The following is a 20,028-nucleotide window of genomic DNA, read 5'->3' as shown; positions in this document are numbered from 1 at the left end:
CGCTTCCATACTGATACGAAGAAATACGCTTTAAAATACCATTCGTGCCAATCACAGAATAATGAGCTTTGGTAATTGGCCATGGTTTCTTGTTTTGTGGTCTTATCGCTTTATTTTTAACTAACCGCTTCGAAGCTTAAAGCTTTCTAGCTTTCGCAATATTAATTAAAAGCGTTGAGGTCTTGTCTGATTTTCTTTATCAATGCGATCGATTGTGGATTATCGCCATGGACACAAATCGTGTCGGCTTCAATAGGGAGTCGTTCACCTTCGAGCGTTGTAACTGAGCCGTAATTGACGATCTGCATGACTTGGTTATAGATATCATCTTGATTGACATAAACCGAACCTTTTAAAGTTCTCGGCGCGAGCTGTCCACTGTTTAAATAAGCTCTGTCTGCGAACGCTTCAAAGAGTAGAGGCAAATCATGATCATCAGCGATGTCTAAATACTGTTGATTATCAGAAGAAGAGAGGATCATTAAAGGGATGTTGAACTCAGCAACCGCTTGAGCGACGGCGTTAAACACATCGGTGTTTGCCATCATATCGTTATAAAGGGCACCATGAGGTTTCACATACCCAACCGTAGTATGGTGATAACGACATAGGGCTTGCAGTGCGCCCACTTGATAGCAAACTAATTCGCTGATCTCGTCCATAGTGTGAGGGATTGAACGTCGCCCAAAGCCAACAAGATCTTGATAGCCAGGATGAGCACCTATCTGAGTATGGTAATGTTCAGCAAGTTTAATAGTCTTAGACATCACGTGGGGATCGGACGCATGAAACCCACAGGCAATGTTTGCCATGTCGACCCATTCCATGACCGATTCATCATCGCCCATCTTCCAATTGCCGAAACTTTCTCCCATGTCGCAATTAAGTAAAATCTTCGTTGTCACGTGGTGCTAATCCTTTACGTTGAGGAAAGTAACGACGGTCTTATAAATGCCAAAAATAAACAGTGACCTGACTCAAACTTTCGATATCGGAAATTTACCAGTATGGCATTTCATATATAGTTGAACTATCGATTAAAGGATTAATATCTATCTGTATATTAGGTGAGCACATGATATCGCGCCAGGTTTGCTTAGGACTAGCATTAACGACACCTGTTTTTGTCTCTGCTCAAGAAAACTCTCTAGATCAACTCATGTCGATGAGCCTTGAAGAGTTGTCTATGTTAGATGTCGAAATGGAAACGGCTTCGAAAGTGACACAAAAACTCACTGACATTCCCTCGTCGGTGTATGTGCTTTCTAATGAGAGAATTCAGCGCAGTGGCGCGAAAACCATTGCAGAGGTCCTAACACTTGTACCTGGACTCAAAGTCACCAAATTCAATGAAACCTCATGGTTTGTTTCGACACGCGGCTTTCATGATGGGCTATATAACAAGATGCTCGTGATGATGGATGGACGAAGCTTGTTTAGTCCAGTCTATGGGGGTACGTATTGGAGCGACGTTGATTATGTACTAGCCGACATCGAACGCATCGAAGTACTAAAAGGCCCCGGTGGAACAATTTGGGGAGGCAATGCGGTTAATGGTGTTGTCAATATCATTACTAAGTCTGCCGATGATACGCAGGGGACTTATCTCTCAGGTGTCGCTTCTAATACTGATAACTATGAATTTAGTGTTCGTCAGGGATTAAGCCTAAACGACAGTGTGAATGCTCGTGCCTTTTATAAGTACCGAGAAGAGCCCACATATCGCACAAACGAATCTGAAAAATGGAAGGCACAAACGGCAGGGATGGTGTTTCAGCCAAGTAATGCCGAAGAAAATTGGTCATTACGTATTGGTGGTGAGAAAAGCTTTTATGAGTCGGAACTCTATACGTTCCAATATGATAACTCGGGATCCTTTGTCAGATCACAAGCCAACGATTTTGATAATAAGAGCCAATCTGTTTACGTCCAGTTCAACGATTCTCGCCATTTTGATGAAAGTTCGACACTCTCATATTCGTTGTGGGGTGAATATAATGAGGATAACGCGCCAGACGCTCCAGGAAGCTACTCGAGCCTCGATTTTGACTCTACATATATCAACCAGCTGTCGGCAAACCATCAGCTAACACTCGGTGGTGGCCTGCGATATATGTACCTTGATTTCTCCTCAAGCCAAGTTTCGGACGTTGATTGGTACAACCCTGATTACTACGGTCGAGCCTACAATATCCAATCTGCCAACGATTATATTGCGAACGCTTTTATACAGTCTCAAATTCAAATGACGGAAGCGCTGTCTATTACTCTTGGTGCCAAGGTTGAACACTTTACACAGAATGATTCAACTGAGCTTTCACCTCAACTGCGTGGTTTATATAAGTTAACTCAACGTCACTCCGTATGGGCGGGGCTTAGCCGTGCAGTTGTTGCACCATCTTATATGGATTCCAATTCCACCTATTATTTCAATAGTTACAATGCTGATTCAAACAACAGCTACTTAGATGTATATAAATCAAGCTCGAATCTTGAAACAGAGAACGTCGTAACGGCGGAAATGGGTTATCGCTACTCAAACAATTCAAATTTTGAACTCGATGTAACGATTTACCTGAGTGAACATGACAACCTTCGCTTCCACAGTTATGACCCAAATGATATCCCCGCTAATCATGTCTATGTTGGGGCGTTGTCTGATGATTATAAAGCAAAAACTTATGGCTTAGAGTTAGGCGCGAGTTACCAACTCACCGCAGATCTAGCCAGTTACCTGAGTTACGCCTATACGACATTGGAAGGTGAGAATAAAGGTGATGCCCCGAAATCTAGTCCTCAAACGAGTGTTTATTACGATATTGATAATGAACATTTAGCCACGGCACAGTTGATGTGGAATATCACAGAAAGTTGGCAATTCGATGTGATTGGCCAGTACATTAATGTGAATTACCCAGACTATTGGGTAGCAGGCGATGGCACTCAATATGAATGGCAGTCTTACCCACATGAAATAACCTTTGATGCGCGTCTCGCATGGAAAAAGTCGTTCGCAGCGCCTTTAATTGAAGTGGTTGTTGAAAACATAGGTAAAAGTGAGGGCTATCAAGCGGAATTCACATCTCAGAAAAGCGTCAATCAAGAATCGGTGTATGTGAGGGTCTCTCATGAATTCTAAATGGCTTAAGCACCGCATTAAGCTCGGTTTCTTTAAATTAGGCCTTGCCGCTTTAACGATGCTTATTATGTCTTTGAATACCTCGGCAGCTAGCTTCAAACCTTATGAAGTGAAAGCGGTGTACCTTTTTAGAATTGCGAATTTTATACGTTGGAATGATGAAAGCTCAATGAGCGCTGTGAACTTTTGTGTGATTGGCGATGAAAAGGTAAGCCAAGTGCTGACGTCAATTACAGAGGGGAAATCTATTCGTTCGCTCGCTATCCGAGTTCAACAGTCGATTACTTCTAAGTGTGATATTACGTATTTGTCTGACCGTAAAAATGACCAATTTCTTAGTCAAGAGCACTCCCCACATACTGTGACAATCAGTGATATCCCTAACTTTACGGACTTAGGTGGAGTCATTGAGCTCACGCACATTGATAATAAGCTCAAACCTAGGATCAATCTAGAGAATGCAAGGCGCGGTGACTACGTCATTGGCTCAAATCTGTTACGAATCGCTATAGTGGAGGGCCAATAATGTTGTCTTTCATTAATAACATATCGATTAAAAACAAGCTGATATTACCCATCATCATCTTCATCGCGGTCACTTTTGTCACGATTCAATCAGTAAATTACACTGTCACTTTTGAAAGAGAAAAAGAGAGTCTTATCCAGCGTGTTAAAGTGCTAGCACAAGGTGTTGCTTATAACCTACAAGCCGCGATTCTATTTGAAGACAAGTCATCGGCTCAAGAAATCTTGTCAGCTTTCGTAGCAGATAAAGATATTGTTAGAGTGAAGCTCTATGACATTAACGAGCAGCTTTTTGCAAGCTATCAGGTGAGCAACACTTTGGTTCCAAGGCCAAATACAGATGAATTAGACGATATCGCAGATCATCAATTTGCCATCTCTGAGCATTTCATATTTTTACTCGTTCCAGTGACGCTGGATGGCGCAGTGATCGCAAACTTGAGAGTGACAATATCGAAAGAGACGTTTAATGCGATCTTAACGAATATTTTCAAGGTTGCGGGCGTCTACCTGTTATTCCTGGTGATCTTAGGCGGAGTACTGGTCAAATTGGTTCAACGCCTGATCATCGAACCGATGTTTGACCTCAATGAGGCGATGCAAGCCTTCGTTGAGCGTAGTTCAAAGCAGCCAAAATTGGTCGCAACGAACCGCGATGAAATCGGTGATCTGGTTCGAGCTTTCAATACCATGTTAGAAAGGCTTCACCATCGCGACAACCAAATCAATTTTACGTTAGACAAATTACAAGAAGAAAAATCGTTCGCAAATGAGGTCATTGAAACCGTTCAGCACTCGTTGTTGGTGGTGGATGAAAAAGGGCTCATCCTTCATGCGAACGCAGCTACTCGGGATATTTTTAAATGCTCGGAAGCCTTTCTTGAGAACTTGTTGATCCAAGAGTTGATCGCGACCAAGCAAACGGGCTACTTACAAGTTGTTACTGATGCCAATATTGAACTCAATGATGAATTGCTGGAAACCACCGATCTCTTTCAATCAAAACGCTGGCTTCGTGTGAGTAGCCGTTCTTTGACAAAACACGGTCGTATTCTTTATGCAATCCAAGATGTCACAGACATAGAAACGGCTATGAGCCGCCAACGTATTGCAGCGGGTGTTTTCGAAAACAGTAAAGACGGTTTGATCGTGCTGAACTCGTCCAATGTGATAACCATGGTTAACCCGGCGATCACACAACTTCTCGGTTATCACTCTGATCTGCTGGTGGGCAAAACACCATTTGAAGTATTTTCGTGGCAGCAGTTTTCATCACTAATGCCGACAATTCGCAGTTCGTTAGAGAACTATGGTCAATGGCAAGGCGAAGTGTGGGAGAAGAGTGCGTCTGGAACGTTAGTTCCAATGTTTGTCAAAGTAAATAGAGTTGCCTCAGACAATGAGAAAGACGAGTTTGATATGGTATTAACGCTGTCTGATTTGTCCAACGTTAAAGAGATGGAGAGACTCGAACACTTGGCTCATCACGATGCATTAACCGGGTTAGCGAATAGAGCGCAGCTGTATAAGGTTATGGATGATGTTGTCACGTCGAGCCACTATTCAAATCAGCATTTCGCGGTTATCTACTTGGATTTGGATGGTTTCAAAGAAGTGAATGACAGCTATGGACACGATGCAGGTGACGAAATCCTTAAAGAAGTATCAAACCGGTTGTTATCTCAGGTAAGGGCGGGGGATTTGGTTGCACGTTTGTCGGGTGATGAATTTGTTCTTATTATTAAACAGACAAACAAGGTCTTGTTAGCTAAGTTAGCCGAGCGATTGTTGGAACTGATCGGGCAAGAAGTGAACTACAAACAGCGTTCACTTCATGTGGGTGCGAGCTTAGGTATCCATTTAGTTGATGGCTCAGAGCGTGATATTGACGTGATTCTAAAAATTGCTGATGAGGCTATGTACCAAGCGAAACGCAAAGGAAAAGGCCAGTTTGTGTTCGCTCGTGAGGGTAAATAGGCTCCGGTGTTTGTGAGCCCACCCTAAGTTGTTGTATCATAAGTGATAGGTTGAATAATTTTAATTAAAAGGTCTGCTAAACATGAATGTTTTAGTTACAGGTGGCATGGGCTACATCGGCAGTCACACAAGTATCCAAATGATCAATGCAGGTATGACACCTGTACTTTTTGATAGCTTGTACAACAGCAAACCAAGCGTTTTAGAACGTATCGAAAAAGTGTCGGGCGTTCGTCCTGATTTTATTGAAGGCGACATTCGCGATAAAGCACTGCTGATTGAAACCATGAAGCAACATAACATCGAAGCTGTTATCCACTTTGCTGGTTTGAAAGCGGTTGGTGAATCCGTTGCTAAGCCTCTTGAATACTACGACAACAATGTAAATGGCTCGCTAGTTCTTGTTGATGCAATGCGTGAAGCTGGTGTGAAAACACTGGTATTTAGTTCATCAGCAACGGTATACGGCGATCCAGCCAGTGTTCCAATCACTGAAGATTTCCCGACAAGTGCAACCAACCCTTATGGCCGTAGTAAGCTAATGGTTGAAGAGTGCTTAACCGATTTCCAACAAGCGAATCCTGATTGGAGCATTACACTGCTGCGTTACTTTAACCCAGTCGGTTCTCATCCAAGTGGTGAGTTAGGTGAAGATCCACAAGGTATCCCAAATAACCTAATGCCATTCGTATCTCAAGTAGCCGTAGGTCGCCGTGAATTCTTATCCGTATTTGGTAGCGACTACCCAACAAAAGACGGCACTGGCGTACGTGATTACATCCACGTCATGGATCTATCTGACGGTCATATCGCGGCACTTGAGAAAGTAGGGCGTAAAGACGGTCTTCATATCTACAATCTTGGTACAGGCAACGGTTCAAGTGTATTAGATATGGTTAAGGCGTTTGAGAAAGCGAGCGGCAAACAAGTCCCTTATCAACTGGTCGATCGTCGCCCGGGTGACATCGCAGAATGCTGGGCAGATCCGGCTAAAGCTCAGAAAGAATTGGGCTGGAATGCGACACGCACACTGACTGACATGACCGAAGATACATGGCGCTGGCAGTCAACGAACCCTGATGGTTTCCCTGGTTGATCTAGTCGTTTCATGAATAGTTAACGTACAAAAAGATGCTTTAGGGCATCTTTTTTGATCTAAATCGAATAAAAAGTAAATTAGTGGTTAAAAAGTATCATTCTGTATTCGTTGTGTTACTATGCTCGCGAATTATATGTTTAATGTTAATTTTCTTTGGAGTTAATCATGGAACTAGGCCTAATCATCACTTTCATCATTGCTGCTGCAGTAATGGTTAAGAAAGAAATGGCAGAGAAGTAAGACGTAATTTCACTTATTCCTTTTTGATACATTTTTTAGTGAAATAGATAAAAGCCAGCATTAAGCTGGCTTTTTAGTTTCTGCTACATTAGTTTTTCTGTATCAGTTAGTTAACGAATTAGAATTCGTAGTTTGCAGATAGACCCCAGTTACGACCAGGTTGAGACTTAAAGTCTGTATTGAACTGAGAGTCGTGCGCGCTGCCAGACATATCACTGTATAACCAGTACTGTTTGTCTAGTGCGTTAAACAGACCCGCTCGTAAAGTTAAATCTGTAACAGGGCGGTAGTAAGCTGTTAAATCAACAACTGTGTATCCAGATACATCTACATTATCATCTGAGTTCCACTCATCTTTAGCGGCAACCATTTTGATATTTAGAGCTGAACCAAAGGTTTCGCGCTCAATACCAAGGCCGATTGTACCTGTTAGAGGTGCTACCGAATCGATTGATTTACCCGTCGACTTATCCTCACCATCAGCATAAGCCACAGCTAAACGAGTGTATGTGCCGAATGGTGCATCAATCAGGCTATCAAGGTTTATGGTTGAAGATAGCTCTGCACCGTAAATCGTTACTTCATCTAGGTTTTCTTTAGTAAATACGTCTTTACCGCCTTGTTGACCTGTTTTCGTTTCATTGATGAAATCAGTGTAGTCGGTGTAGAAAGTACTTAATTCGAAGCGAGCGTGTTCATTGCTACCACGGAGACCAAGTTCGTAAGAGATACTTCTTTCAGCTTTAAGATTTGGGTTCGCCTCTACAATAGCGCCTTGGTTGTAGAAGTAGTAAAGGTCATAAACAGAAGGGGCTTTAAAGCCTTGGCCAATTTGACCAAATACAGCTAGGTTATCGTTGATGTGGTAAACAGAACCTAACTTAGCAGTAAATGCATCATCTTCATTCTTATCATATTCTGTCGTGTAACCATCATCTGTTGATGGGTCAGCAACAAATGAGTCGTAACGAAGACCACCTGTTACAATCAACTTATCTTCCATGAAGAACGCTTGATCCTGAACAAACACACCCCATTGCGTGATTTTTGCGTCAGGGATACCCGTACTACCCGGAGTAACGGTGCCTCGGTCAAACTTATGATCGGTGTTGTCTAACTCAAAATCATTTTGTAGGTAAGTGAAACCATATGTAAACTCGTGGTCAGCACCACTAATGTTCACTAACTTAGAAAGCTGTGTATCAATTTGCATGTTTACATCTGATGCATCACGCTCACGAAGTCGGCGTCCATTGAAGCCAGTCGTATCGTAGTTTTTATTTAGAGTGCTTGAATCTTGGTAGCTTAGAGACCAGTCCAGAGAATCCGCGATAGACGAATTCAGCTTTAGCTGTTGTTCTAATGTTGCACGAAAACGTTTGTTGGTGTCTTCGTTATAGTTATCAGTGTATACAAAGCCGGGCATAAGCTGATAACCATTGTAATTCAACTCATCTTCATCGTATTGGCGCTGATAATGCTCTAAAGTCACCCCAATCTTGTTTGAATCCGATACGTTGTAGAATGCTTTAGCTAAAAAGTTACTTAATTCCGTATCAGCTGGGTTAGCAGCGCCACGGTCTGGGCCTTCAACTTCACTTCCTGATGAGTGAGTTTCTGTCTCATGGCCTTGAGCGTATGTAGCCATAACGATGGTTTCTAGCTTATCTTTCCGCATCGCCCATGAAAGTGTATTTTTGAACTGTTCATCAGCTGACGTATAGCTAGATTTGATACCAAAACGGTTTTCATCACCATCAGCTCTAAGCATATCTTCTGGGTTCTTCGTTCTTAGCAGTACAGCACCGCCAATTGCATCAGAGCCGTACAACGTAGAAGCAGGTCCTTTATTCACCTCAATAACACTCAGTGTGTCGACTTCAATCGCATTTGAATATTTACGCTGTTCTGAAGCACCCGGGTTGTATGGGGTTGGTTGTTGAACACCATCTATCATTAATTTAACGCGATCACCTTCAACGCCGCGAATATTGAAACCCGAAATACCAAAACGGCCACTGCCTTGCGCTTCTACGCCAGGAGTGTATTGAAGAGCTTGCTTTATGTCGTTAGACATTTGATTATCAATATCTTCTGCAGGTACTGACTCAATTGAGCTTGAAACATCTTCTTTGTTTTGTTCTGTACGCGTTGCCGATACAACAACCTCGTCAAATAGGGCATAATCTTCAGCAAAGGCTGAGGTTGATGAAAGCGCTAAAACGATTGAAGCAGAGAGTAGGGATTGCTTATACATCTGATAGTTACCTTAATTCCATAGTATTATCTTGATTTGCGAAAGATAATATTGGATCTAAATGATAATTACTATTATTTGCATTTGAATTTATTTTCAATTTCGTCAGTCTAAACCTATTTTAACCGTATAACTCGTTGTATTTTAAAAGCTTTAAACGTTCCATTTAGCTGGTGAATACTTCAATTTTTGTGATTAACCTCTCATTTATAAAGTTGGATACTGATGCATAGCCCAATAACACTTGAAGCACTACATATACTGGATGCCATCGATCGTCGTGGGAGTTTTGCCGCTGCAGCGAATGAAATGGACCGAGCACCTTCTTCATTGAGTTATCAAATCCAGAAGTTAGAACAAGACTTGGATATCATGATTTTCGACCGCTCAGGCCACCGCGCAAATTTCACGGAAGCGGGGCAGTTAATATTAGAGCAAGGTAGAATTATTCTTGGCGCCACAGAACAACTCGTTAATGACGCGAGTATTCTTGCAAATGGCTGGGAGTTGGATTTGACCATTGCCTTTGATGGCATTATTCCGATTGCTAATTTCTTCCCGCTAGTCGATGAGCTAGGGAAGATCAGTAAGACACGTGTTCGTTTGCAAGAGGAAATCTTAGCGGGTTGTTGGGAATCTCTAACAGATGGTCGTGCTGACTTATTGGTATGCCCTAAGCTCGATACAATTCCCAACGATATGAAAAGTAACGTAATTGGTAAAATGGAGATGGTGTGGGTCGCGGCATCAAGCCACTATGTTCACAAGCGTTCTGGTGAATTCGATCAGAAGGCGAGAGAAAGTTACAGGGTAATCGCAATTGCGGACACAGCGCGCGATCAACCCGCTTTAAGTCGTAATATTCTAGAGAAACAACCACGTTTAACGGTAACGAGCTTTCCTGCAAAAGTAGAAGCTCTGACGACGGGGTTAGGGATTGGCACCTTACCGAATGTTATTGCTAAACCATTGATTGAATCTGGTGTTCTACAGCAGATTTCGGGAACAGAACCGCAACCTATCGATATTGTGATGGCTTGGCGACGCAACAAAATGGGCGACGCCAAATCTTGGTGTATTCAACACCTTAAAAAGACATGGTCACTCAAATAGCGGTAACACCATATCAGCAGTACCATCTTCAAAACTGATATCTAGCTTAAAACCAAGCTTTTGAGCTAGTGTCAGCATCCCTCTATTCGTTGGCATCGTCATTCCCGACATTTGCTTGGTTTGTTTAGCACGACAGTAATCGATAACCTTAGTCATAAGAATACGACCTAAACCCACACCTTTCAGATCAGATCGTATCAGTATCGCAAACTCTGCATCCGTGTTCTCAGGGTTAATCAATGCTCTTGAAACACCAATGATCGCAGGCACACCTTGTTCCTTACGAACGACCACAAAAGCGATCTCTCTATCGAAATCAATCTGAGTAAAGTTCGCTAATGCCTCATGATTGAACTCACCGACATCACTAAAGAAACGCTTATACAGATCCTCTTTAGAAACTCGGTTAATAAAGTCGGCGTGAAGCGGTTCATCTTCTGGAAGGATAGGGCGCAGCAGCACCTCAGTCCCATCTTTTAACTGTATTGTTTCTTCCAGCTCGACTGGGTATGGGCGAATCGCGAGCCTTTCTTGCGGGTCTCCCTCATAAGCTTTCAAGATGATATCCGCGTCCAATATCGTGAATTTGTCACCATTGGCCAGTACTGGATGGATATCCAAATCGTGTATTTCAGGGCAATCGACCACCATTTGAGATATACGAACCAGTAACTCAGACAGCCCTTCAATGTCGATCGGGTTAGGTAATTTCTGTAGGCGAATCTTGCCGCTCTTTATCGCTCGAATGATCAAGTAACGAGCCAGTGTCATGTTCAGCGGTGGGAAAGCTGCTGCTGCATCAATTGATTCGTCCCACTCAGAGCCCCCTTGGCCAAGCAAAATGATAGGACCAAAGGTTTCATCGGTTGTGACTTTCACGCGTAACTCTTGACCGCCTGCAAGCTTAGCCATTCCTTGAATCAACAAACCATGAATATGCGCGGTTGGGAACGATAGTTGAGATCGATCGAGAATCGCTTGAGCCGCATTGGCCACTTCACTACTGTTTCGTAAATTAAGCATCACACCTTGCACGTCAGATTTATGTGCAATATCTGGAGAACGGAGTTTTACTGCGACGGGATAACCAATCGTTTCAGCAATATGTACCGCTTCACTTGGGTCTGAAGCAATCCAAGTTGGCAGAACATCTAAGTTGAAATGCTTGAAAAACTGACTGTTTTGGTGAGTATCAAGACTAACTGTATCTTTATCCAGTAGTTGGCGTTCTATCCAATTTTTCGCATCAGCCAAGTCTTCAATGTGAACTTTTTCAGCCGTCGTTGGTGTTTCCATTAACTGGCGTTGGTTACGTCTGTACTCGACTAGGTGCATGAATGCGACCACAGAACTTTCCGGCGTTCGATAGGTTGGAATACCCGCTTCGGTAAATAACTTTCTTGCAGGCCTTGCTGTCAGCTCACCAGACCAATTGGTTAATATATTGAATCGCTTATGACGAGGGTGCTTCTTAATCGCTTCAATAATTCGCTCGGCCGTTTGAGCTGAGTGTGCGATAGCAGAAGGACTGTGCATGATAAGAATGGCATCGGCTTCATCCCCATCAAGCAGCGTGTTAATGGTATCAATATAGCGCTGATCACCAGCATCACCGACAATGTCGATAGGGTTGCTATGCGACCAACTCGATGGCAATACATTGCTCAGCTTATCAAGAGTTTGCTCTGATAGTTCCGCAAGCTTGCCACCACGGTCGAATAGGGTATCCACGGCCATAATTGCAGGGCCACCACCATTGGTAACGATAGCAAGACGTTCACCACGCAATGGCACCGAGTGAGTCAACGTTTCTACCGCGGCAAACAGTTCATGCAGATTCTTAACTCGCAGCATGCCGCTACGTCGAATTGCGGAATCATAAATGATATCTAGTGTGTCGGCACCGCCTGTGTGTGCCATGGCTGCCGCTCTGCCTTTCGCTGTTCTACCACCTTTTAACACCAGAATTCGTCTGTTACGCGAAGCCGCACGCGCCGCAGATATAAAGCGCCTCGCATCGCTAATACTATCGACATAAAGCAAGATTGCTTCAGTGTGCGAATCGGTACTCAAATAATCCAATAGCTCTGAAAACTCGATGTCACTGCCATTACCTATCGAGATAAAAGCAGAGAAACCTATCTCTTTGTCGTTAGCCCAATCAAGAATTGTGGTACAAACCGCCGCAGACTGAGAAACAAACGCGATTTTGCCGGGTAGTGCAGTCACTGGAGAGAACGAGGCGTTCAAATTGAGCCAAGGGACAATAATCCCCAAACTATTCGGGCCTAACACTCGGATATTATGTTTCTTAGCAATGGCCAGGCATCTTGAGTCAAACGTTTCGCCGTTGTCGCTGTGCTGGTGCATGTCAGAAGAAAGCACAATCACCGACGCAATCCCTTTCTCGGCCAACTCTTCAAAGATACCGACATTACGTGTCGCATTGGTACACAAGATTGCGAGATCAGGAACGATAGGTAACGACAAAATGTTCTTATAAGAAAGCACACCCGCCACTGAATCGTATTTTGGCGTAACCGGCATCACCGCACCTTTAAAATCCCCGTGCAATAAATTGTTCATAACGATATATCCCGCACGGGTTTCTCGTTGAGAAGCACCAACAACTGCGATTGAGCGGGGTTTAAGGAGGGGATCAAGATGATTCATAGACATATCCTAGCAATGCACGTAAGTTCATCGTAACTTACTTTTGATTCACAGGTTGATGGCAAATTCACCGAATTCAGATGAATAAGCAAACACTGCATAAAGTTTGTGAAATAGGTCACCCACTAATGGTGTATAATCTCAAAGTTAACTTGATTCTAAACCGACGTATCGGCATGATTTATAGTAATTATTATTAAGGATATAGAGCTTTCCATGAAAAAATTTGCAATTGCGACTTTGCCACTGCTCTTGGCTGCATGTGTATCTGACGACTACGTGACTAATGTAACTTCAGATAGCTATCAAGAAGAGTACAAAACTGCCAAAGTTGAAGCTCCAGTTGTATCTCAATCTGAGCAAACAGGCGTTGTTGAAGAGAATGTCGTCAACGTTATCAAGACCCAACCTGTTGAACAGAAAGTGACTCAAACGACTAGGGCTAAACCCGTTGCAGTAGTAACAGGCCCAACCAAGAAACAGCAAGACATGAACCAGCGTTTTGGTTACACAGTTCAAGTTGTTGCTGTTGGCAGCCAAACTAAAGTCGATTCTTTCGTGAAAATGCTACCAACGACTTCTCAACCAGTTTGGGAAAACTACAAAATGGTTAACGGCACTAAGTGGTTCACCGTCCTTTACGGTGATTACGCGACACGCTTAGAAGCTAAAAAGGCTATCTCGACTCTGCCGACCACTTTCCAAAACTTGAAGCCGTTCGTTAAGAGCATTGATGACATCAAAAACTCTGAATACCCAACGCTTAACAAGTTGAACTAAGTTTTAATTCATGAAGAGGGAGCAAATGCTCCTTCTTTTGTTTTAAGACGAACAGTTTTGTTTAATAGTTAATCGCTCGTTCTTTCGGACACAAATTTAACGTTCAAAACACTGTACCTATTTCGACTTTTGTTTATCATTGAAGTCAGTATTCCTAGTTTCAAGGACCGAATTTACCCATGAACACCACAAACATCCTTCTACTTTGCGGCGGTGGATCTTCAGAGCATGAAGTGTCTTTAGTTTCAGCCAATTACCTTTTTGAACAGCTCAATAGCGTTGCAGATTTTAACGTTGTAAGAGTTGAGATTAAAAACGAAGGCTGGTGTCTTGATTCAGGTGAATTGGTTTATCTCGATATCAACAATCAAGCTTTACGTGGCGATGAACTCGATTCAAAAGTAGATTTCATTGTGCCTTGTATTCACGGCTTCCCAGGTGAAACGGGCGACATCCAGTCACTGTTTGAACTGGCGAAAATTCCGTATCTAGGTTGTGGTTCTGAAGCAAGTAACAACAGCTTCAACAAGATCACGTCGAAGCTTTGGTATGACGCACTGGGTATTCCAAACACGCCATACCTGTTCCTGTCAGACAACACAGAGCAAACTCACTCACAAGCAACTCAAGCCTTTGAAAATTGGGGTAAAGTATTTGTGAAGGCAGCTCGTCAAGGTTCATCTGTTGGCTGTTATCAAGTAAACCAAGTAGAAGATCTAAGCGAAGCAATCAACAAAGCGTTTACCTTCTCAGATCAAGTACTTGTCGAGAAGTCAGTCGTTCCAAGAGAACTGGAAGTTGCTGCGTATGAACTTGACGGTAAGCTTTACATTAGCAAACCGGGCGAGGTGATTGCACCGAATGGAGCATTCTATTCTTATGAAGAGAAATACAGTGCAGACAGCCACTCAATTACTGAAGTGGAAGCAAGTAACCTAACTGATGAACAACGTGAATTGATTGCAGACAGCGCGCGCAAAGTTTTCTCTCAAATGAAGCTTCGTCATTTATCTCGTATCGACTTCTTCTTAACACAAGATAATGAGATCTACCTGAACGAAGTGAATACGTTCCCGGGTATGACGCCGATTTCCATGTTCCCTAAAATGGTTGAACATGATGGGCCTAAATTTAGTCAGTTCTTAGAGAACTGCGTTAGAACGAGCCTTGCTTAGTTCATCTATTCACTCGCTGTTAGAGCTGAACCCAACAACGAGATGCTGACAAACTAATGCCTTGCGCTTTATGCCAAGGCATTATTGTTTTTAACTAGCCGTATTTAGAAGCCTATTTTTAAAAACAGGTGTTTAGAATGCTTGTCGTTACTGCCAGGGAAGAATCGCTTTAAACTTCATTTTTTCGCGCTCTGCATTATCAAAATTGCCAACGTATTGAGCTGGCATAGCAGGGCTGAGCCAACGACCAAAGTCCTGAATCTCTTTCACCTTAAGACCTTGTTTCGATAATTCTTGTGCTGCGCCAACACGGATCGAGTTCCCTGAGAAGTGATGATTTTCTGCTAGCTGTAGTAAGTCACTCGCTCTACGCAAGATTCGATAGATAGAAGAATCATCCAAAGTTTGAAGCCCGATGTTTTCATGCTTATCTATCGCGCGAAACACAGGTAAATCATCAGCTGTTCCCGTAAATGAAAGCCAACGCTCGAGTGCGACACTCGCGACTTGTGAAAGCTGATACACAGAATCTTTAATCGTTATCTGATAATCACTGTCGGTACTCTCAACATCACTAGTCGATAACAACTTAAGTTCTGAACGCTTTAAAGCACACTCGAACATCACATTATAAATAGCGATATCGCGAATCTCTCTTAAGTTAGCTTTGTCATGCGAAAGCAACGTGTTCAATTCAGTCAGGTGTGCCGACGTCATGGCGTTGGTTTGCTTAGCATCACCGGCCATTTGAGCTTGTAAGTGGAGTAGGGTAAAGCGAACTTGCCGATGCTTGATAGGGTTAGCGAAACCAAGAACAGTGTGCAACAAACTAAGCGTTGCAGTGTAACGTTTTAGCGATGCGTATTTTCTGTCATTGGATTCAGTCTCTAAGAAACGACGAATTGCCGTCACAGAGGCTGGAAGAGTGTTAATGCGTTTCTTTGCACAGAACGCGTGGTAACGATTCCAATCACTGTAGATCCCCAACAGTGAATTGCGAGAGTATTGGTATCCTGTTAACTCATCTATAATTTCAATTGACGCATGGCTGTTCAATTTTTCAACAAATGAATTAATTATCACAGAGTCAGATAAAATAGGGACTTTTTTTCTCAAATTACCGTACCTTAACAGGTGTTTTTGCCATATTATGCTTGATATCATTAAAAGTATACTTATGATTAATGCAGTGAAAACAAAAAGATGATCAATAGATATGGCTAATTCAATTTATCGAAGCGTCCATCTGCAATCGACGGATGCGACCAACACGGTTTGGCGTGCGAAGTTAAAAAATAATGTTATTCAGGGCAATTTAGCTGCCGTTAAGAAGAGTATTGATTGGTGGATTGAAACCGCATCTATTATTGATCCTAAAGAATTCACTGCCTTAAATAAGTCGAGAGGAACTGGTGGCTCGACTGAAAACTTCAACGGCTACCAAATCAAGAATGACACCGGTGAGCCTAATGCGTGGTATTGCATGTTTAACGGTCGCCTAATTAAAGGCGGAAAAATTGCAATCCAACGTCATATAGAAGCTTACTTACTCGCAAAACAAAAAGCAGAGCAACAAAAGAAGTAAATTATGAGCCTAGTATATTCAACAGAAACAGGTCGTATCACACCTGAAGAAGAGAAAGTCCAACGTCCTAAAGGCGATGGTATTGTTCGAATCCAAAAAGAAACCAAAGGCCGTAAAGGCAAAGGCGTTTCTGTCGTAACTGGCTTAGACCTAGATGACGCTCCATTAAAACTAATGGCGGCAGAACTTAAAAAAGTGTGTGGCTGTGGCGGCTCAGTAAAAGATGGCAACATCGAAATTCAAGGTGACGCGCGTGACAAGATCAAAGCGCACCTTGAAAAGAAAGGCTTCAAAGTTAAATTCGCTGGCGGTTAATCTCTAACTAATACCAGGGTTAAAATCGAAGATTATTATCACTGGATATTAGGTATTTTATGGTAAATAGCCAATATGGTTAAATACACAGTATAAATCAGAGAATATCGACACCGAATAAAGGCAGGGCATCACACAAAGATACCTGCCTTATAAACACCAAAATCAATTTAACATAACGTACATAATACGCAGTTGGCTAGTGCTTTATTTGGGGTGGCTGCCATCAGTGCTAATCCCGCGCAAGTCATTGAAATCGCTTTTAATCCTAGCCCGTTGTACTTTTTTGCAATGTGTTCCCACATCTTCTTTATCTCTGGATTTTCGTTGCGGTCAGCGTGACATCCTAACAATGCTATCTCAGGGTCAATACCTGAGTTCTCAGCAAGAAAAACTGCTTCATTATCAGATATATAGCGTCTTCCTTTACGCATTTCACTAATTCTAGACGGTTGTATATGTAAGTCGTGTGCAATTTGCTTGTCTTGTACGTAGTTTTGCGCCTTTTTGTAGGCGTCTAACAGTTTACTTTGATACATGGCAATTTCTCCTTTCCCTCGATTCTAGCTTAAAAATTCCGAAATTACGTATCTTGAACATCCGATTAAACGGAATTAAGATTATTCCGAATTAACGGAATCGCTCCTGTTAAGTTCTCATTTGACTGCTTAGGTCTGGGCTATTCGCCCTTGACGCTCATAGCTCGGCTTAGACAGTCACTCTCAATAATCAGGTCAAGGTGGTTGTTATGTTTAACGTTCTTTTAGTCTCTGGGTGTTTTCCTCGTTACTTTGCAGGTTTTGGAACTTCAGCTTCTGGTAAGCCTTTTGTGATCACTACTGGTCAACATTTTCACAGTAAGTTTCTTTCTGTATCTGATGCTCACAGCATTGTTGAACGTCTCAAAGACTCTTGGCCTTTGGCTCAAGCTTCTTATGTTGTGAGTGATTAATCATGGATTCAATCTACTTCGACAACGAACCCAACCATGGCATCAACGCTTATTTTCCTTGGGGTCATAACTTCTTTAAGTCTCAGCGTGAGTTCTTCCAGTTCATGGAAGTTCACTACGGCATGGTGTCGTTTCAGATTGTCGAAATCACTGATGAAAACTACCAAGAGCTTTTGGTTAAAGGTGTTTTCCATGCCATCTAAAAAACCACATAAGTTTCATGATGAGATTCGTCCGGTTCAGGTAGATCACTTAGCGTTTTCATTTTCGTACGGTTCGCTTAGACACTTGGACAGTTCTAACGAACAAGATTTTATCAACATGCAATTTCCTGAATTTAAAAAGAAAAGCGTCAACGGTCGCCTTAACTCACCAGAAGCTATAGAGAAATCAATTGAGTTACACCGTAACAAGTGTCGTAAAGTTTTGGCTGATAGGTTTGATGAGTTCATGTCTAAAGTCTTTAACTTTCGTATCTCTCCGATGCGTGGCCGTGGCTTACATGGCTATGAAGATTCGATGGTGATTTACGATTCTACGGGAACGGTTGAATGCGGCTTGGTCGGTGTTGGTGGCAACAATGACACTGTCTATGTGCAAATCAATGGTACGGGTTGCGCCAAGTTGTTCGACTTCACCACACACAAAAAGGTGCATTGGTGGTTGTCACTTTTGGGTATCACTCGCCTAGCCCGTTTGGATCTCTGCGTGGATGACTACACCGGAATCTTTGACTGTAAGTATGCTGAGAAATGTTTTTATGAGGGAGCATTTCGCACTGCTTCTCGTGGTCGTGGTCCGACAATGGTTCCTCATAAGCGCGTTTCGCAATCCGGTGAATTATCAGAGGAAGCCGTTCTTGTTGGCTCTCGTACCTCTGCAATCTATTGGCGTGTGTACAACAAGAAGTTTGAGCAAAACATCGCTGACCCTGAAGTGATTTGGTACCGCAATGAAGTGGAATTGAAGAAGTGCGATTTGGCACTACTCGCCTCGCCTGCTTCGGCCTTTGCTGGTCTGTGTGACTTTTCAGCCAGTATCGACCCTGCTGAACCAATGAAGATTGAGCTTAACAAAAAGAAAGCGGGACTTGAGTTCTTTGCTCGTATTGCTTGGGTTCGTCGTCAATGTGGTAAGGCACTCTCTGAAGTTATAGCAATGACAGATGGTGACTTGGGTGAAGCCTTTGGAATGCTCATTCCTACGCATCATAGACGTGCAAACTTTGAAACCTCGTTAGGCATTCCTGACGAATACACTAAACAGAAAATCGAAATTTTGGAGTCAAGAATATGCCTACAATAACTGGTATTGCAATCAAGCGTTTCCCTAAATCCAACATGGAGTTTGCGGAGCTGTCTGTCCTTCGTGCCGTTGAAGAAGTCGATAACGAGAAGTTTCAGCAAACGGGTATCGGTTACTCGACTGACATCCCTTACAACAAACAAGCGTTGAAAATTGATGTGGCTTACGCTCGTCAGCTTATCCAATCGCGCGCTTTTGTTGCCAACCGTGACTACGAACTTAGCTTTGGTGCTAACCCAAATGATCCTCTAGACATCTTGGTTAACAAGCTCGTTCCTGTCGATGAAGAAATTAAAAAGCACTTCGATAACTTTATGAAAGCTAAGTAATTAGGTCTTAGGTGCTATGTCTATTTGCGTGACTGTTATTGATGGGATTTTGCAACAATCGTCTGGTGATGTTTGTGAATATGTCTTGGTCTCTAAAGAGCAGTTAACGCACTTGGTTGATGGTCAATTTGATTGGTCATTACTTGAATTCGACAAATCGTTGTATGAATTCGTTGTCGGTCAGAGCTTGGCAACCTTTGTTGGTGGTCATGTTCTAGGCCGTGTAATAAAACACTTTCGTTAATCCATTTAGGAAAATTATTATGATTAAACTACGTCAATTGGTTAGCAATAAAATCCTTGTTGCTTCTGTCGCTCTTACTTCTGGCTCTGCGTTCGCTGACCCAAGTGCAAATGAAACAGCTATCACTGCTGCCGTTAATGCGGGTAAAGGTATGGTCGAGTTAACTACTTCTGGTGTGATTGGTATCGCTGCTCTTGCCTTCGGTCTTGGTATGGTTGTTTCTTGGCTCCGTAAGTAATGATTATCTCCGTTGTTCTTGGCTCTTTAACGTGTGCCTCATTCCTTTATGGGGTTTACACCGGAGTCATAGCAGGTTGATT

Annotated in this window: 20 protein-coding genes; 15 read left to right on the top strand and 5 right to left on the bottom strand. The window is 42.7% G+C overall.

Annotated features, from left to right (window positions below):
* Positions 1-161: 161 nt before the first annotated feature.
* Positions 162-905, bottom strand: a complete 744-nt coding sequence (locus OW495_RS14905; RefSeq protein WP_102513921.1) for a 5-oxoprolinase subunit PxpA — start codon at positions 903-905, stop codon at positions 162-164.
* A gap of 170 nt (positions 906-1,075) precedes the next feature.
* Here OW495_RS14905 and OW495_RS14900 point away from each other — a divergent pair, with 170 nt between their 5' ends.
* The 4 genes from OW495_RS14900 (at position 1,076) to galE (ending at position 6,737) form a co-directional block, all read left to right on the top strand.
* Entirely contained in the window at positions 1,076-3,139 is a 2,064-nt protein-coding gene (locus OW495_RS14900; RefSeq protein ID WP_289887229.1) for a TonB-dependent receptor, read from the top strand.
* Complete coding sequence (locus tag OW495_RS14895; protein WP_102352251.1) at positions 3,129-3,665, top strand: YfiR family protein; 537 nt, start codon at positions 3,129-3,131, stop codon at positions 3,663-3,665. The genes OW495_RS14900 and OW495_RS14895 overlap by 11 nt, the downstream gene beginning before the upstream one ends.
* A complete protein-coding gene (locus tag OW495_RS14890; RefSeq protein WP_102513919.1) occupies positions 3,665-5,641 on the top strand; it encodes a diguanylate cyclase in 1,977 nt (658 codons plus the stop codon). Before OW495_RS14895 ends, OW495_RS14890 begins: the two co-directional genes overlap by 1 nt.
* Before the next feature lie 82 nt (positions 5,642-5,723).
* Positions 5,724-6,737, top strand: a complete 1,014-nt coding sequence (gene galE / locus OW495_RS14885) for a UDP-glucose 4-epimerase GalE (RefSeq protein ID WP_099165127.1) — start codon at positions 5,724-5,726, stop codon at positions 6,735-6,737.
* A gap of 361 nt (positions 6,738-7,098) precedes the next feature.
* On the opposite strand, the gene OW495_RS14880 is transcribed toward galE, so the two are convergent.
* Positions 7,099-9,237, bottom strand: a complete 2,139-nt coding sequence (locus OW495_RS14880; RefSeq protein WP_102513918.1) for a TonB-dependent hemoglobin/transferrin/lactoferrin family receptor — start codon at positions 9,235-9,237, stop codon at positions 7,099-7,101.
* Between the two features lie 225 nt (positions 9,238-9,462).
* Here OW495_RS14880 and OW495_RS14875 point away from each other — a divergent pair, with 225 nt between their 5' ends.
* On the top strand, positions 9,463-10,350 hold the full coding sequence (locus tag OW495_RS14875) for a LysR family transcriptional regulator (RefSeq protein ID WP_102352254.1): 888 nt from the start codon (positions 9,463-9,465) through the stop codon (positions 10,348-10,350).
* Here OW495_RS14875 and OW495_RS14870 read toward each other — a convergent pair.
* Positions 10,339-13,023 carry a bifunctional acetate--CoA ligase family protein/GNAT family N-acetyltransferase gene (locus tag OW495_RS14870; RefSeq protein ID WP_076670443.1) on the bottom strand — a complete coding sequence of 895 codons (2,685 nt, stop codon included), beginning with the start codon at positions 13,021-13,023 and terminating at the stop codon, positions 10,339-10,341. The genes OW495_RS14875 and OW495_RS14870 overlap by 12 nt on opposite strands.
* A gap of 216 nt (positions 13,024-13,239) precedes the next feature.
* On the opposite strand from OW495_RS14870, the gene OW495_RS14865 reads away from it, so the two are divergent.
* Positions 13,240-13,803 carry an SPOR domain-containing protein gene (locus tag OW495_RS14865; protein WP_017108031.1) on the top strand — a complete coding sequence of 188 codons (564 nt, stop codon included), beginning with the start codon at positions 13,240-13,242 and terminating at the stop codon, positions 13,801-13,803.
* 179 nt (positions 13,804-13,982) lie between these two features.
* Positions 13,983-14,978 (top strand): D-alanine--D-alanine ligase, encoded by a 996-nt coding sequence (locus OW495_RS14860; RefSeq protein WP_017112010.1) that lies wholly within the window; start codon positions 13,983-13,985, stop codon positions 14,976-14,978.
* Positions 14,979-15,125: 147 nt separating this feature from the next.
* Here OW495_RS14860 and OW495_RS14855 read toward each other — a convergent pair whose 3' ends face one another.
* A complete protein-coding gene (locus OW495_RS14855) occupies positions 15,126-16,094 on the bottom strand; it encodes a tyrosine-type recombinase/integrase (protein WP_102513917.1) in 969 nt (322 codons plus the stop codon).
* Between the two features lie 100 nt (positions 16,095-16,194).
* Between OW495_RS14855 and OW495_RS14850 the strand changes: the two genes are divergently transcribed.
* A complete protein-coding gene (locus OW495_RS14850) occupies positions 16,195-16,563 on the top strand; it encodes a DUF3319 domain-containing protein (RefSeq protein WP_017108028.1) in 369 nt (122 codons plus the stop codon).
* 3 nt (positions 16,564-16,566) lie between these two features.
* Entirely contained in the window at positions 16,567-16,878 is a 312-nt protein-coding gene (gene yciH / locus OW495_RS14845) for a stress response translation initiation inhibitor YciH (protein WP_102513916.1), read from the top strand.
* 170 nt (positions 16,879-17,048) lie between these two features.
* Here yciH and OW495_RS14840 read toward each other — a convergent pair whose 3' ends face one another.
* Positions 17,049-17,417, bottom strand: coding sequence for a DUF3693 domain-containing protein (locus OW495_RS14840; protein ID WP_102550637.1), 369 nt, complete (start codon positions 17,415-17,417; stop codon positions 17,049-17,051).
* Positions 17,418-17,626: 209 nt separating this feature from the next.
* Between OW495_RS14840 and OW495_RS14835 the strand changes: the two genes are divergently transcribed.
* From OW495_RS14835 to OW495_RS14810, 6 genes are read left to right on the top strand one after another with little or no spacing between them, the layout of a single operon-like run.
* On the top strand, positions 17,627-17,830 hold the full coding sequence (locus OW495_RS14835) for a hypothetical protein (RefSeq protein ID WP_076670476.1): 204 nt from the start codon (positions 17,627-17,629) through the stop codon (positions 17,828-17,830).
* Between the two features lie 2 nt (positions 17,831-17,832).
* Positions 17,833-18,033 carry a hypothetical protein gene (locus OW495_RS14830; RefSeq protein WP_016793342.1) on the top strand — a complete coding sequence of 67 codons (201 nt, stop codon included), beginning with the start codon at positions 17,833-17,835 and terminating at the stop codon, positions 18,031-18,033.
* Positions 18,023-19,135, top strand: a complete 1,113-nt coding sequence (locus OW495_RS14825; RefSeq protein ID WP_076670479.1) for a replication initiation factor domain-containing protein — start codon at positions 18,023-18,025, stop codon at positions 19,133-19,135. Before OW495_RS14830 ends, OW495_RS14825 begins: the two co-directional genes overlap by 11 nt.
* Positions 19,123-19,464, top strand: coding sequence for a DUF1293 family protein (locus OW495_RS14820; RefSeq protein WP_065099633.1), 342 nt, complete (start codon positions 19,123-19,125; stop codon positions 19,462-19,464). Before OW495_RS14825 ends, OW495_RS14820 begins: the two co-directional genes overlap by 13 nt.
* A gap of 16 nt (positions 19,465-19,480) precedes the next feature.
* Positions 19,481-19,708 (top strand): transcriptional regulator, encoded by a 228-nt coding sequence (locus tag OW495_RS14815; protein ID WP_076647151.1) that lies wholly within the window; start codon positions 19,481-19,483, stop codon positions 19,706-19,708.
* 19 nt (positions 19,709-19,727) lie between these two features.
* Positions 19,728-19,946 carry a hypothetical protein gene (locus OW495_RS14810; protein WP_076670481.1) on the top strand — a complete coding sequence of 73 codons (219 nt, stop codon included), beginning with the start codon at positions 19,728-19,730 and terminating at the stop codon, positions 19,944-19,946.
* Positions 19,947-20,028: the final 82 nt, after the last annotated feature.

It is taken from the genome of Vibrio sp. 14N.309.X.WAT.E.F5 (assembly GCF_030397615.1).
Taxonomy (GTDB): domain Bacteria; phylum Pseudomonadota; class Gammaproteobacteria; order Enterobacterales; family Vibrionaceae; genus Vibrio; species Vibrio lentus.
This window is presented reverse-complemented; position numbering and strand designations above follow the sequence as displayed.

What these genes read in the sequence shown, in the direction of transcription:
- OW495_RS14900 (WP_289887229.1), top strand. Translation starts at nt 1,076, where the DNA reads ATGATATCGCGCCAGGTTTGCTTAGGACTAGCATTAACGACACCTGTT.
- OW495_RS14895 (WP_102352251.1), top strand. Translation starts at nt 3,129, where the DNA reads ATGAATTCTAAATGGCTTAAGCACCGCATTAAGCTCGGTTTCTTTAAA.
- OW495_RS14890 (WP_102513919.1), top strand. Translation starts at nt 3,665, where the DNA reads ATGTTGTCTTTCATTAATAACATATCGATTAAAAACAAGCTGATATTA.
- galE (WP_099165127.1), top strand. Translation starts at nt 5,724, where the DNA reads ATGAATGTTTTAGTTACAGGTGGCATGGGCTACATCGGCAGTCACACA.
- OW495_RS14880 (WP_102513918.1), bottom strand. Translation starts at nt 9,237, where the DNA reads ATGTATAAGCAATCCCTACTCTCTGCTTCAATCGTTTTAGCGCTTTCA.
- OW495_RS14875 (WP_102352254.1), top strand. Translation starts at nt 9,463, where the DNA reads ATGCATAGCCCAATAACACTTGAAGCACTACATATACTGGATGCCATC.
- OW495_RS14870 (WP_076670443.1), bottom strand. Translation starts at nt 13,023, where the DNA reads ATGAATCATCTTGATCCCCTCCTTAAACCCCGCTCAATCGCAGTTGTT.
- OW495_RS14865 (WP_017108031.1), top strand. Translation starts at nt 13,240, where the DNA reads ATGAAAAAATTTGCAATTGCGACTTTGCCACTGCTCTTGGCTGCATGT.
- OW495_RS14860 (WP_017112010.1), top strand. Translation starts at nt 13,983, where the DNA reads ATGAACACCACAAACATCCTTCTACTTTGCGGCGGTGGATCTTCAGAG.
- OW495_RS14850 (WP_017108028.1), top strand. Translation starts at nt 16,195, where the DNA reads ATGGCTAATTCAATTTATCGAAGCGTCCATCTGCAATCGACGGATGCG.
- yciH (WP_102513916.1), top strand. Translation starts at nt 16,567, where the DNA reads ATGAGCCTAGTATATTCAACAGAAACAGGTCGTATCACACCTGAAGAA.
- OW495_RS14840 (WP_102550637.1), bottom strand. Translation starts at nt 17,417, where the DNA reads ATGTATCAAAGTAAACTGTTAGACGCCTACAAAAAGGCGCAAAACTAC.
- OW495_RS14835 (WP_076670476.1), top strand. Translation starts at nt 17,627, where the DNA reads ATGTTTAACGTTCTTTTAGTCTCTGGGTGTTTTCCTCGTTACTTTGCA.
- OW495_RS14830 (WP_016793342.1), top strand. Translation starts at nt 17,833, where the DNA reads ATGGATTCAATCTACTTCGACAACGAACCCAACCATGGCATCAACGCT.
- OW495_RS14825 (WP_076670479.1), top strand. Translation starts at nt 18,023, where the DNA reads ATGCCATCTAAAAAACCACATAAGTTTCATGATGAGATTCGTCCGGTT.
- OW495_RS14820 (WP_065099633.1), top strand. Translation starts at nt 19,123, where the DNA reads ATGCCTACAATAACTGGTATTGCAATCAAGCGTTTCCCTAAATCCAAC.
- OW495_RS14815 (WP_076647151.1), top strand. Translation starts at nt 19,481, where the DNA reads ATGTCTATTTGCGTGACTGTTATTGATGGGATTTTGCAACAATCGTCT.
- OW495_RS14810 (WP_076670481.1), top strand. Translation starts at nt 19,728, where the DNA reads ATGATTAAACTACGTCAATTGGTTAGCAATAAAATCCTTGTTGCTTCT.